This is a genomic window from Geotoga petraea, from assembly GCF_900102615.1.
In the GTDB taxonomy this organism is placed as follows: Bacteria; Thermotogota; Thermotogae; order Petrotogales; family Petrotogaceae; genus Geotoga; species Geotoga petraea.
Genome location: NZ_FMYV01000002.1, coordinates 188,716 through 200,920 on the forward strand (window position 1 = coordinate 188,716; position 12,205 = coordinate 200,920).

The 12,205-nt window shown below is 28.8% G+C and carries 11 protein-coding genes; 3 read left to right on the plus strand and 8 right to left on the minus strand.

Features of this window, described 5'->3' with window-relative positions:
- Window positions 1-6 precede the first annotated feature (6 nt).
- From BLS00_RS03215 to dxr, 4 genes are read right to left on the minus strand one after another with little or no spacing between them, the layout of a single operon-like run.
- Window positions 7-471 carry a YaaR family protein gene (locus tag BLS00_RS03215; RefSeq protein WP_167848961.1) on the minus strand — a complete coding sequence of 155 codons (465 nt, stop codon included), beginning with the start codon at window positions 469-471 and terminating at the stop codon, window positions 7-9.
- On the minus strand, window positions 471-1,523 hold the full coding sequence (gene ispG / locus BLS00_RS03220; protein WP_091402768.1) for a flavodoxin-dependent (E)-4-hydroxy-3-methylbut-2-enyl-diphosphate synthase: 1,053 nt from the start codon (window positions 1,521-1,523) through the stop codon (window positions 471-473). Before ispG ends, BLS00_RS03215 begins: the two co-directional genes overlap by 1 nt.
- A gap of 10 nt (window positions 1,524-1,533) precedes the next feature.
- The gene (locus tag BLS00_RS03225; RefSeq protein WP_091402770.1) at window positions 1,534-3,030 is read right to left on the minus strand and encodes a M50 family metallopeptidase; all 1,497 of its coding nucleotides are present in this window, start codon (window positions 3,028-3,030) and stop codon (window positions 1,534-1,536) included.
- Window positions 3,030-4,160 carry a 1-deoxy-D-xylulose-5-phosphate reductoisomerase gene (dxr, locus tag BLS00_RS03230; protein WP_091402771.1) on the minus strand — a complete coding sequence of 377 codons (1,131 nt, stop codon included), beginning with the start codon at window positions 4,158-4,160 and terminating at the stop codon, window positions 3,030-3,032. Before dxr ends, BLS00_RS03225 begins: the two co-directional genes overlap by 1 nt.
- 75 nt (window positions 4,161-4,235) lie before the next feature.
- Here dxr and BLS00_RS03235 point away from each other — a divergent pair, with 75 nt between their 5' ends.
- On the plus strand, window positions 4,236-5,249 hold the full coding sequence (locus tag BLS00_RS03235) for an HD-GYP domain-containing protein (RefSeq protein WP_176759825.1): 1,014 nt from the start codon (window positions 4,236-4,238) through the stop codon (window positions 5,247-5,249).
- 104 nt (window positions 5,250-5,353) lie between these two features.
- On the plus strand, window positions 5,354-6,586 hold the full coding sequence (locus BLS00_RS03240) for a uracil-xanthine permease family protein (RefSeq protein ID WP_091402774.1): 1,233 nt from the start codon (window positions 5,354-5,356) through the stop codon (window positions 6,584-6,586).
- Window positions 6,587-6,629: 43 nt separating this feature from the next.
- Here BLS00_RS03240 and glpK read toward each other — a convergent pair whose 3' ends face one another.
- Complete coding sequence (gene glpK, locus BLS00_RS03245; RefSeq protein WP_091402776.1) at window positions 6,630-8,123, minus strand: glycerol kinase GlpK; 1,494 nt, start codon at window positions 8,121-8,123, stop codon at window positions 6,630-6,632.
- A 145-nt stretch (window positions 8,124-8,268) separates the two neighbouring features.
- On the opposite strand from glpK, the gene BLS00_RS03250 reads away from it, so the two are divergent.
- The gene (locus BLS00_RS03250) at window positions 8,269-9,360 is read left to right on the plus strand and encodes an HD domain-containing protein (protein ID WP_091402777.1); all 1,092 of its coding nucleotides are present in this window, start codon (window positions 8,269-8,271) and stop codon (window positions 9,358-9,360) included.
- Between the two features lie 39 nt (window positions 9,361-9,399).
- On the opposite strand, the gene BLS00_RS03255 is transcribed toward BLS00_RS03250, so the two are convergent.
- From BLS00_RS03255 to BLS00_RS03265, 3 genes are read right to left on the minus strand one after another with little or no spacing between them, the layout of a single operon-like run.
- Window positions 9,400-9,594 carry a hypothetical protein gene (locus tag BLS00_RS03255; protein WP_091402779.1) on the minus strand — a complete coding sequence of 65 codons (195 nt, stop codon included), beginning with the start codon at window positions 9,592-9,594 and terminating at the stop codon, window positions 9,400-9,402.
- Between the two features lie 11 nt (window positions 9,595-9,605).
- The gene (dtd, locus tag BLS00_RS03260) at window positions 9,606-10,058 is read right to left on the minus strand and encodes a D-aminoacyl-tRNA deacylase (protein ID WP_091402781.1); all 453 of its coding nucleotides are present in this window, start codon (window positions 10,056-10,058) and stop codon (window positions 9,606-9,608) included.
- Window position 10,059: 1 nt separating this feature from the next.
- The gene (locus tag BLS00_RS03265) at window positions 10,060-12,192 is read right to left on the minus strand and encodes a RelA/SpoT family protein (RefSeq protein ID WP_091402782.1); all 2,133 of its coding nucleotides are present in this window, start codon (window positions 12,190-12,192) and stop codon (window positions 10,060-10,062) included.
- Window positions 12,193-12,205: the final 13 nt, after the last annotated feature.

Consider the following 12,205-nt stretch of genomic DNA (forward strand, 5'->3'; position numbering starts at 1 on the left):
ATCCCCTTATCTATATAAATCTAATAAAAGTCCATTTATTTCTTCAACTCTTGAAGCGTAGAATAAAGTATTTTTTTCTTTGTTCATAACTGATTCTGTGATTTCTTTTATTTTGTTATCTACCACTTCTGCTATTACATGAAGCCTGGGTGAACCATTTTCCATGTCTATGTCTTCTTTAACTTTATATATCTTTTTTTCGATCTTTTTTAAAAATTCTTTAATTGACTGCTTATAATTTTTCAGATTACTTTGAGTTGGAGATTTTACAAATCTATTTCCAAAATTCAATATTTCATCTAAGAGTTTTTTAATCTCTCTTTCTGTTATTTTATACTCTGTATCAGTCAATATATCAAAAAATCCATCTTCAATTGAACTACTTTTTAAAGAAGTAGTTTTTTTTCTTTTTGTTTTTTTTGATTTTTTCGTGTTTTCAGATTTGTTGTTCCCCGTTGGGTTGATATACATCATATCACCTCTATGTATTCTTTTATAACCTCACTTAATCTTTTTTCAATATCTTCTTTTTTTACATTTTCTATTAATTTTCCTTTTTTAAAAATAGCAGCAGTTTGTTTGCTTCCTGCTATGGCTATGTCAGCATGTTTAGCTTCACCCGGGCCATTCACAACACATCCCATAACTGCTATAGTTATGTTTTTATCTATGTCCCCAAAATCTTTTACTATATTTTTAACTCTATTTGTTAATTTTTCAATATCAATTTCTGTTCTGGCACAAGTAGGACAAGATATTACTTTAATACCATTTTTTAGGCCAAGAGTGGTTAGCAATTTTTTAGCTGCTATTATTTCTTGAACTGGATCACCAGAAATAGAAATCCTAACTGTATCTCCAATACCATTTAATAATAGGGCACCTATACCAGCTGAAGAAGAGATAATTGAATCTTCATATACCCCAGCTTCTGTTATTCCCAAATGCAAAGGATAGTCAATTTTTTTAGATATAATTTTGTTTGCTAAATAAGTTTGTTTGACATCAGATGATTTCATAGATATAACTATTTTATCAAATTCATATTTCTCAAGCAATCTTACTTGATGCAAAGCACTGTTAACCATAGCCATTTCTATTGTATCATTTTCATATCTTTTATCTAAAGATCCAGAATTTGACCCCACTCTGATCGGAATATCATATTCTTTTGCTACTTTTACAACCTCTGCTACTTTCCAGTCTGATCCTATGTTGCCGGGGTTGATTCTAATCTTTGAAATACCCGCTTTGATCGATTCTATAGCTATTTTATAATTAAAATGAATATCAGCTATTAATGGAATGGGAGATGATTTTACTAACTCTTTTAATACTTTTACGTCATCATCGTTCCTAACAGAGATTCTTACTAATTCAGCACCAGCTGCATTTAATTGTTTAATTTGATTTATAGTCTCTTCAAAATTTGATGAATTAGTATTTGTCATTGTTTGTATAACCACGTGATTATTCCCACCGATTGACACATTACCCACATTTACAACTTTTTTTGAAAACATATTATCTACCTCAATTAAAAAATCTTGTAATATCGTTAAAAGCAATAAAAATCATTAAGCCCATCAATATTATAAATCCAATAGCATGAATTAGAGATTCAATCTTAGGATTTACTTTTCTTCTTGCAATTATTTCATATAATGAAAATATAATTCTTCCTCCATCTAAAGCTGGTAATGGTAGTATATTTATAACTCCTAAATTAATTGTTATCAATGCCAGTATATTTAAAATAGATTCAAATCCAGCTTTTGAAGCTTGCCCTATGATTGTTGCTATTCCAATTGGTCCAGCAATTTCATTTGTATTAGTCTGCCCTGTGAAAAGTTGTTTTATAACTTGAACTACTGATTCCATAAGAGTTTTGGCCCATCCAAAAGAAACTGGAATTATTTCAACTAAAGATGGTTTCAGCCTATTATCAGAAATTTTCACTATACCTGGCTGAGAAAATATTTCTATGAGATTTTCTTTATTCGATTGTAATTCAATTATTTTATCTTTTCTTAAAACTTTTAGATTTATTGTATTTTCTGTAAATGCTTTTATAATGCTGAACTGATTTTCAGATAATTCAACCATAATATCATTTTCAGGTATATTCAACCTACTAATTGTGTTTACAAAATCAATTCCATTATCAATTGCTTCTCCTTCTATTTCTATAATTTGATCGTCTTTTTCAAAAATTTGATAATCTTTAGCTATGATGTTGGTATATATATCAAAATTTACTCCAATAATATACCTAGACTCCATTTTTTGTATATTAACAATATTACCTCGGATAGTTTTATCCTTATTAGAAAATGAAATGGGATCACCTGGTTCCATTTTGTTTAAAACTTCTATATCTTGATTTAAACCATTTATTTTATCTAGTTCATTTATAGAAGTACTCCCAGAAATATTTGATATTTGAACCATATATTCTGCGGGGATTTTTTGAGGAGTTAATTCTATTTCTAATGATTTACCTTCTCTTATAATGTCTAAAGTAATTGTTTTTCCTTCTCTTATTTCCAAATTCAGAATTTGAGGATCAAAAACATAATCATTATTAACTTTTTTAATGATATCGCCTGAACTTAAGCCCGCTTGTTCTGCTGGGGAATTTTGTAATACATTTTCAATTTGGACCTGGGGTAAACCATATATTAATCCAGAGCCTGCAATTACTATTATACCAAGTAAAAATGAAAACAATGGACCAGCAAAAGATATTAACAGTTTTTGCCATGGCTTTTTGTTAAAAAGTAATGTTGGGTCATCATTATCTTCAATGTTTTCGAGCTCATCTTCTCCTGCTAATTTAACATAACCTCCCAAAGGGATAGCCCTTATAGCAAAATCTGTTTTTTTACCTTTTTTAAAAAATAACTTTGGACCAAACCCTATAGAAAATTCCAAAACCTTTGTGTTAAACATTTTAGCAAATATAAAATGACCGAATTCATGAACAACTACTATTATTGTAAAAATTATTAAAAACCATACTATAGCCATTAAAGTTCCTCCTTAATAAATTCTTCTGCAATTTTTCTGCATTCATTATCTAAATTAAAAATATCTTGAAAATTTTTTATATTTATTTGTTTTTTTTCAATTTCATTTATTACATAGTTAATAGTTTTGTTTATATCTAAGTATTTGATATTCCCCTTCAAAAAATAATCAACCGCTACTTCATCTGATGCATTTAGAGCAATATGCAATGAATGATTTCCGAGAATTCTATCTAAATTTTTTAAAACAGGATATTTTTGTATATCTGGTTCTTCAAAGTTGATTTCAGTATTTATAATATCTGGGATTTCATATTCATATAATCTGTCAGGATAAGTAAAAGCATAAGCAATTGGAACTTTCATATTCGGTTTTCCAAAATGCATTTTTATAACTCCATCTTTAAATTTGACCATAGAGTGAATATGAGAGTTTCTATTTATAAAAATTTTAATTTTATTTGTGTTAAATAGATAGTAAGCTTCTATAACTTCAAGTATCTTATTAACCATACTTGCTGAATCTACAGTTATTCTCTTTCCCATGGACCATGTTGGATGATTCAAAACTTGTTCTTTGGTAATGTTTTTTAATTCAAAAGGTTGTTTATCTCTTAAAGAACCACCAGAAGCAGTTAAATATATTTCATCAATGGAATTTTCACCCAGAACAAGTTGAAAAATAGCACTATGTTCACTATCAACAGGGATTAGTTCATTGCCATTTTTTTTAAAAAGGTTTAAAATCAAGTCTCCTCCAAGAACTAAAGATTCTTTATTTGCCAGTGCAATTCTTTTTGAATATTTGGAAGCTTGTATGGTGTGAGCTAATCCTGCAGCCCCTGAAGTTGCTATTAAAGATATATCAGCATTTGCTTTTTCTATGGCATTTTCTGTAGAATTATCCCCTTTAAAAATTTTACATCCCTTATAAAAATTTGGTACTTCATTACTTGGTTTTGCTAAAGCTGCATATTTTAGACCATATTTTTCTATAATTATTTTTAATTTTCTCCAATTTGAGTTAACTGAACCTCCAATTAAGTTAATAGAATCATTCAATGTATTTAAAACATCAAGTGCTTGAGTACCAATTGATCCAGTAATTCCAGTAATAAAAAGAGTTTTCATTAATACACCTCACCTTGCTAAAATATGAAAAATACTTTATAATATAATTATAATGTAATTATGGGGGTTTTCTTTGTGTCAAATATATTATTTATAAATTTATTATTTTCTTTCTTAATAGGCTTATTATTGTATATGCCTATAAGTAGATTATACATCATATTAATTTTAATCTTGTTTATATTTTTTAACATTTATCTTATGATGAAAAAATCTACAAAAGAAAAACTGTTTAAAAACATTAAAACTCAAGATACTATAAAACATCTTAAAGAATTAATTAAGAATGAAACTAAATGTGAAGAGGTTAATATCTCAAAGGACGATGAAAGGTTGGACGAATTTGAAAAAATAAATCTGAATTCCGAATACAATATATATATAAAAAATAAAAAATCTTCTTTTGATCCTGATATTAAAAATTATGTTAATTATATTTTAGATTTATATTCTAATTATGAAAACAAAATATCTTCTGAAAATGCTATGAGAAGAGAAGTTAAATTATCAAAAATTCAATTTGTTTCCAAACTCAGAATATTAGCTGACAAATTTGATTCTGGTAAGAGTGGTCATACAAGGCGAATAGGTAATTTATCAAAACAATTAGCTCTGGATATTGGTTTTAATGAAAAATATTCTTATGAAATTGGATTATACTCTCCTTTGCACGATATCGGAAAAGTTTTAGTTTCTTCTAACATACTAAATAAACCTGGTAAATTGAACAGAGAAGAATATGAAATTATAAAAAAACATGTGCTTTATGGAGCGGAAATTTTGCAAGGTGTCGACTGGTTAAAAATAGCTTGGGAAATAGCATTGTATCATCATGAAAGATATGGTGGAGGAGGATATCCTTTTTCTTTAATTGGAGATAAAATACCAGTTTCTGCAAGAATAGTTTCTATAATAGATGTATATGACTCAATAAGAGGGAAAAAAGTTTACAAAGAAACTGTAAGCCATGATGAAGCTCTTGAGAAGATGATTCAAATGCAAAATCATTATAAATATTTCGATCCGGATTTTTTTGATATCTTCTTAAAAAACAATGAAAAATACGATATTATATTTGATAAAAATTGAATAACATTTACTTTAATTTCAATAATTGTTAAAGTAGTTAGTGTATTCTCATTTTTAGAAACTTTTAAAAATAGTCCAGTGAGGCTATAAAGGAGGAATTTAATATGGTTGAGTACGAAAAAACTATTGGTGTTAAAGAAGGATTTAGTTTAAAAGGTATAACTTCAAAGAAGTTTATTCTGTCTCTTCAACACTTTATTGCTATGTTTGGTGCTACAATTTTGGTTCCACTTCTAACGGGGTTTGATCCACTTGTAACACTCTTTTCTGTAGGTGTTGGAACACTTCTATTTCACTATCTAACAGGATTTATAGTACCGGTGTTTTTAGGATCAAGTTTTGCGTTTATAGCTCCAGTGCTTATGATAAAAGATGCAACTGGTGATTTAGCATATGCTTCTGGCGCGATAATGATTTCAGGTTTAACTTATCTTGTCTTTTCACTTATTGTAAAACTAATAGGTTACGAAGTATTGAGAAAACTCTTCCCAACTGTTATAACTGGAACTATGATCATAATTATAGGCCTTACTTTAGCCCCAGTAGCCATACAATGGGCTTCTTCAAATTGGTTAATAGCTTTATCCACACTCTTCACCGTAATAATATTTTCAAACTTTTTCAAAGGATTTTTGAGCATGATTCCCGTATTAATAGGAGTTATTGCAGGATATTCTGTAGCTGTTTTAACTGGAAATGTAGATTTTGCTGCAGTTAGTAATAGTTCTTGGATAGCAATACCAGATTTTATGGCTCCTAAATTTTCAATTTATGCAATTTCTGTAACTGTACCTGTAGTATTTGCAACATTTATGGAGCATATTGGAGATATTACTACAAATGGTGCTGTTGTAGGAAAAAATTTTGTTAAAAATCCAGGTTTGCATAAAACTTTATTGGGTGATGGATTAGCAACAGCTTTTGCTGGAATGATTGGAGCACCAGCAAACACAACATATAGTGAAAATACAGGAGTTTTAGCTTTAACAAAAAATTATAACCCTGCAATATTAAGAGGAGCAGCCTTGTTAGCCATATTATTTTCCTTTCTTTCTAAATTTGGTATCATTTTAAGAACAATACCTCAATCTGTTATTGGTGGGGTTGGAATTGTTCTTTTTGGAATGATTGCATCAGTTGGGATAAGAACTCTTGTAAACGATAAAGTTGATTTAACTAACTCAAAAAATCTATCAATAGTTTCATTAATGCTTGTTATTGGATTAGGTGGAGCAACAATATCTTTTGGTAATATTGAATTTAAAGGGGTTGCTCTTGCAGCCATAATAGGGTTAATTGCTAATATAATAATACCAAACAAAAAAGAGCCTAAATAATTTAAAAGAGGAGTTAAATTAAATAATTTAACTCCTCTTTTAATTAGTCAATCCACCCAATACTTTTATCTATAGCTTTTTTCCAATTTTTATATAAATCCTTTCTTTTAGCTTCTTTCATTTTACTTTTAAATTTTTTATCAATGCTCCAATGTTTTTTCAATTCATCTGTGCTACTCCAAACATTTACAGCCAATCCTGCAGCATATGCTGCACCCAAAGCAGTTGTTTCTGTAACTCTTGGCTTAATAACAGGAACATTTAAAATATCAGATTGAAATTGCATTAATAAATTGTTTACAACCATACCACCATCAACTTTTAATTCTTTAATCTTAACACCAGTTTCTTTTTCCATAACTTCAATTACGTCTCTTGTTTGAAAAGCAGTTGATTCCAGAGCTGCTCTTGCTATATGATTTTTGTTGGTGTATCTTGTCATGCCAACTATGGTTCCTCTTGCGGTGTCTTCCCAATAGGGAGCAAATAAACCACTAAAAGCTGGGACGAAAAATACGCCTGAGTTATCTTCGACTTTTTCTGCTAACTCTTCTATTTGAGAAGAGTTTTCTATTATTCCCAAATTGTCTCTTAACCACTGGACTAGAGCTCCAGCTATAGCTATTGAACCTTCCAAAGCGTAATGCACTTTATTGTCTCCAATTTTATATGCAACAGTAGTTAGCAAACCATTTCCAGAAAGAATCTTATTTTCTCCTGTATTCGTTAACAAAAAACATCCTGTACCATAAGTATTTTTTGCATCGCCTTTTTCAAAACATGTTTGACCGAATAAAGCAGATTGTTGATCTCCAAGAATACCTCCAATTGAAATATTTTCTAATATACCTTTACATTTACCATACACTTCAGAAGATGATTTTATTTCAGGAAGCATTGCTTGAGGGATGTCAAAAATTTTTAAAAGCTCTTCATCCCATTCTAATGTATCGATGTTCATTAAAAGCGTACGTGAAGCATTAGTAGGTTCAGTGATATGCTTTCCGTTTCTAACCCCACCAGTTAAATTCCAAAGAATCCATGTGTCTATCGTACCAAATATCGCGTCACCTTTTTCCGCATCTTCTCTTACACCCTTTATATTATCTAAAATCCACTTGATTTTACTTGCAGAAAAATATGTATTAACTTTTAAGCCAGTTTTTTTGTTTATTAATTCACCATATTTTTCTTCAATTTTTTTGCAGATATCTTTAGTTCTAACATCTTGCCATACGATCGCATTATAATAAGGTTTCCCAGTATGTCTATTCCAAACAATTGTGGTCTCTCTCTGATTTGTTATACCAACTGTTTCCAAATCATTTGGAAAAATTCCAGATTTAGAAATTCCACCAATAATTACTTTTTGAGTTTTTTCCCAAATTTCAATTGGATCGTGTTCAACCCAACCAGATTTAGGATAAATTTGTTCATGTTCCAATTGATCTTTTGCGATGATGTTAGCTTCATTGTCAAATATAATAAATCTTGAACTGGTTGTTCCCTGATCAATAGCTCCGATATATTTTTTCATTTACATACCCCCTATAATTATATTTTATAATATAATACATTAAAAGGGAAAACACAAGCCGGATGAATATCGTTAATCAAGGTTTTTAATTGATTATTTTAAAATATTATACTATAATTATATTAAACGTAAGGAGGGATTTTTTATGGGATTGGGGAAATTCTTTATAAAAATGTCTGATTTATTTACAATTTATAGGTGGAGTAATTTACCGGCGATAGTTAGATTTAATGAAGCTGATAGCTCTTTTTCTAATGCAATGTTGAGCTTTTTTACATTTTATGATCAAGACAGAGAAGATTTATTAAAACTTATGCATAATAAAATAGTTGAAAATATCCCAAAGATAATTTTGTCTGATATACCTTTAAATACTAAAAAGAGAATAATAGAAGAAGATCCTAATATTTGGGATAGAGTTCTTGATATTTCAAAAGAAGAACTGAAAGATTTTGTAAAAGATGATAACATAATGTCAAAAATTACCCAGGAATATAATCTTAAAAAAGAAAATATTAAAATAGAACAATATTTACGACTAATCACTGCAAAAAATGAAATAAATATAAATAAAAGGGTCTTTAAAGAATTCTATGAAGAACCTTATTCTGAAAACGAACGTTCACTTCAAAAACTTAATTTGAATATAGATTTAAAAAGAAAAATAGATCAATATAATAAAGCCCTATTTGATTTAATAATAAGATTAACCAATCTTAAAAGATGGAATAAAATGCATAGAAATATAAATAGTTCTGTATCAGCTCATTCGTATTATGTAATGTTTACTTCATATATATTATCTTTGTCAGAAAATGTTGATAACGAGCTTATGTTTAATATAATAACAGCTTCTCTTTTCCATGATTTGCCTGAAGCTTTTACAGGAGATGTTATAAGTCCTACAAAAAGAAAAGTAGAAAAGTTAGATAAAATTATAACTCAAATAGAGGAGGATTATGTTTTAAGCTGGTCTTTAAAAAATAAACAAGTTAATGATGTTATAAAAAATATTATGCCATTAATAATCAATCCCTTTAAAGGTGAATACGGGAGATTCGTAAGAACTGCAGATTTGCTGGCTGCGATAATAGAATGTTCAAACGAAATAAGAACAGGTAATTCAAATGAAAATTTTAGGAGAGCCTTTTTTGGAATGAAAACTGAAATAAAGGGAACATCACCTTTTGACATCTATTCTATAATAGACGAAATAGAATACAATACTTTTAAATAAAAAGCAGAGCTTTTAAGCTCTGCTTTTTATTTAATTTTTTCATGGTCTAACATATTTTTTTTCACCATCTGGCATTTTAAACTTAACAATGGTACCTTTAGGTGGCTTTTCATAACCCTTAAAAATTTTGTGTACATTTGTTTGATTAACTCCATATTCTGCTCCTTCTTCCGAAATATGAGCATCAAAAGGTTCTTCACTGTAAACAAAGACTGTGATTTCGATTTCTTTCATAAAAATACCCCCTAAAAATTTTTTTCAGAATCTAATAACAGAGTAACTGGACCATCATTTTGAAGATCTACCTTCATATGAGTTTGGAATTTACCTCTTTTGATCTTTATATTATAATTATTTTCAATATACTCTATTATTTTTTCATAATATTCTCTACCTTTTTGTTGTGAAGCAGAATTACTGAATGATGGCCTTCTTCCTTTTCTACAATCTCCATAAAGAGTAAACTGAGGTATAAGAAGAAGTTCACCTTTTACATCTAATAAACTTAAATTCATTTTACCATTTGAATCTTCAAATACCCTTAAATTTAAAATTTTATCAGCAACCCATTTGATATCTTTTTCTGTATCATTCTCACCAATACCTATTAAAACCATAAAACCTTTATTTATATCGCCAACAGTTTGCTCATTTACTGTTACTTTAGAAAAATTTACTCTTTGAATTACCGCTCTCAAATTACATCCTCCTAACGCTAAATATTCCTTTTATGTCTTGTATTTTGTGAGTTATTCTTATTAAATGTTCTATATTAGTTACCTTTAGCCTAATCTTTGCAGTTAAAATATCAGATTGTTTTAAAATTTCAAATTTTTCAATATAACCCTTTTCTGCTTTTAAAACATCTCTAACAGAATTCATAACTTTTTTACTTTCCATGTCCAAAGATAATATAGCAACGAAACTTGTTTGATTTTCGGAAGTATTCCATTCAACGTTTAATTTTTTATCTTCTTTAACTCCGCGAATATTCTTACAATTTGTTCGGTGAATTCCGATACCTCTTCTTCCTATTATACCTATAATATCATCTCCAGGTACAGGCGTACAACATTTTGCAAAATGAGTGTCAATGCCTTCAACTCCATCGACAATAACTGAAGGCGTAGATAATGATGACTTTGACCTTGGTATTTTTTGTTCTTTTTCTTCATTATCTTTTACAAAAAAAGACCTTATAGTTTGAATATTTACATCTTCAAGCTCAATTTTTATATATAAATCTTCATCATTTTTTATATTATATTTTATGAAAAAAGCTTCTTCTTTTAATTTATTTAACATATCTTCTATTGATATATTAAGCTTTTTTGCCAACTCTCTAAATTTATCTTTACCTCTATCAACAAGAATTTTTTCATTTTTTTGTCTATAAAATTTTTTTATCTTGCTGGCAGTTCTTGGTGATTTGGCATGTTTAATCCAATCAATACTGGGACCGTTGAAATTTCTATTCACTATTATTTCAACAACATCTGAATTTTGCAATTTATATGAAATTGGAACGATTCTACCATTTATTTTAGCACCAGCAAAATGATTCCCTATATCTGTATGTATTGCATATGCAAAATCTATAGGTGTTGCTCCCTTTGGTAAATGAATTATCTCCCCTTGAGGGGTAAAAACAAATATTTCTTTAGAAAGTAAATTTGTTTCAATATCTTTTATATCAAAAGCACTTTGAGCTATGTCTTTATGTAGTTCCATAAGATTTTGTAAAAATTTTACTTTTTGAGAACTAACTCCTTGTTTATAAGCCCAATGTGCTGCTAAACCAAATTCAGCTTCTTCATGCATATTCCAGTCACGAATTTGTATTTCTAAAGGTTCTCCTTTGTTTGTTATTACAGTAGTGTGTAAAGATTTATATCCATTGAATTTTGGTGTTGCTATATAATCTTTAATTCGACCTGGCATTGGTGCCCACATAGAATGAACGATTCCTAAAGAAGCATAGCATTGATTTTGGTTCTCAGTAATAATTCTAAGTGCAATAATATCATAAATATCATCAAAAGTTTTCCCTTTTTTAAGCATTTTATTCCATATACTGTATAAATGCTTTGCTCTTCCAGAAACATCTGCTTTTATTCTATGTTTTTTGAGTTCTTCTTTAACAGTATCGGCATATTCATCTATACTTTTTTGTCTGTTGGAAAGTTTTGTTTTCAATTTTTGATCCAAATCTGTATATATATCTGGATGTAAATATTTGAAAGATAAATCCTCTAACTCAGCTTTTATCTTATTTATCCCCAATCTATGTGCTATTGGTGCATAAATTTTTAAAGTTTCTTCTGATTTTATAACTTGCTTATCTCTTTTTACAAAATCCAAAGTTCTCATGTTATGTAATCTATCTGACAATTTAACCACTATAACTCTTATATCTGTTGACATTGCAAGAAGCATCTTTCTAATTGTTTCTATTTTTTCAATTGATTTCATATCACTTCTGGATAGTCTTTCGTTTAACTTCAAATTACTTATTTTAGTAACTCCGTTTACAATTCTTGAAACATCAATTCCAAACTCTTTTTCAATTTTTTCTATTGGAACATCACAATCTTCAACTGTATCATGAAGCAATCCCGCTATTATTGTATCTATATCCATTCTAAACCCAGCCAAAATCAAAGCTACTTCTTTTGGATGTTCAAAAAAAGGATCTCCAGAATCTCTCATTTGTCCTTTATGTGCTTCTTCTCCAAATTTATATGCTTTTATTAATCTATCCCTATCTTTTCTATTTAACTTATGGCCTAAAATGGATTCTAGTTCCTTTATATAGTCTTTTATTATGTCCATAGTAATCACTCCA

Excerpts from the sequence above, each read along its gene's own strand:
- BLS00_RS03255 (WP_091402779.1), bottom strand. The coding sequence starts at position 9,594 with ATGAAAGAAATCGAAATCACAGTCTTTGTTTACAGTGAAGAACCTTTT.
- dxr (WP_091402771.1), bottom strand. The coding sequence starts at position 4,160 with ATGAAAACTCTTTTTATTACTGGAATTACTGGATCAATTGGTACTCAA.
- BLS00_RS03215 (WP_167848961.1), bottom strand. The coding sequence starts at position 471 with ATGTATATCAACCCAACGGGGAACAACAAATCTGAAAACACGAAAAAA.
- BLS00_RS03240 (WP_091402774.1), top strand. The coding sequence starts at position 5,354 with ATGGTTGAGTACGAAAAAACTATTGGTGTTAAAGAAGGATTTAGTTTA.
- BLS00_RS03250 (WP_091402777.1), top strand. The coding sequence starts at position 8,269 with ATGGGATTGGGGAAATTCTTTATAAAAATGTCTGATTTATTTACAATT.
- BLS00_RS03265 (WP_091402782.1), bottom strand. The coding sequence starts at position 12,192 with ATGGACATAATAAAAGACTATATAAAGGAACTAGAATCCATTTTAGGC.
- glpK (WP_091402776.1), bottom strand. The coding sequence starts at position 8,123 with ATGAAAAAATATATCGGAGCTATTGATCAGGGAACAACCAGTTCAAGA.
- BLS00_RS03225 (WP_091402770.1), bottom strand. The coding sequence starts at position 3,030 with ATGGCTATAGTATGGTTTTTAATAATTTTTACAATAATAGTAGTTGTT.
- ispG (WP_091402768.1), bottom strand. The coding sequence starts at position 1,523 with ATGTTTTCAAAAAAAGTTGTAAATGTGGGTAATGTGTCAATCGGTGGG.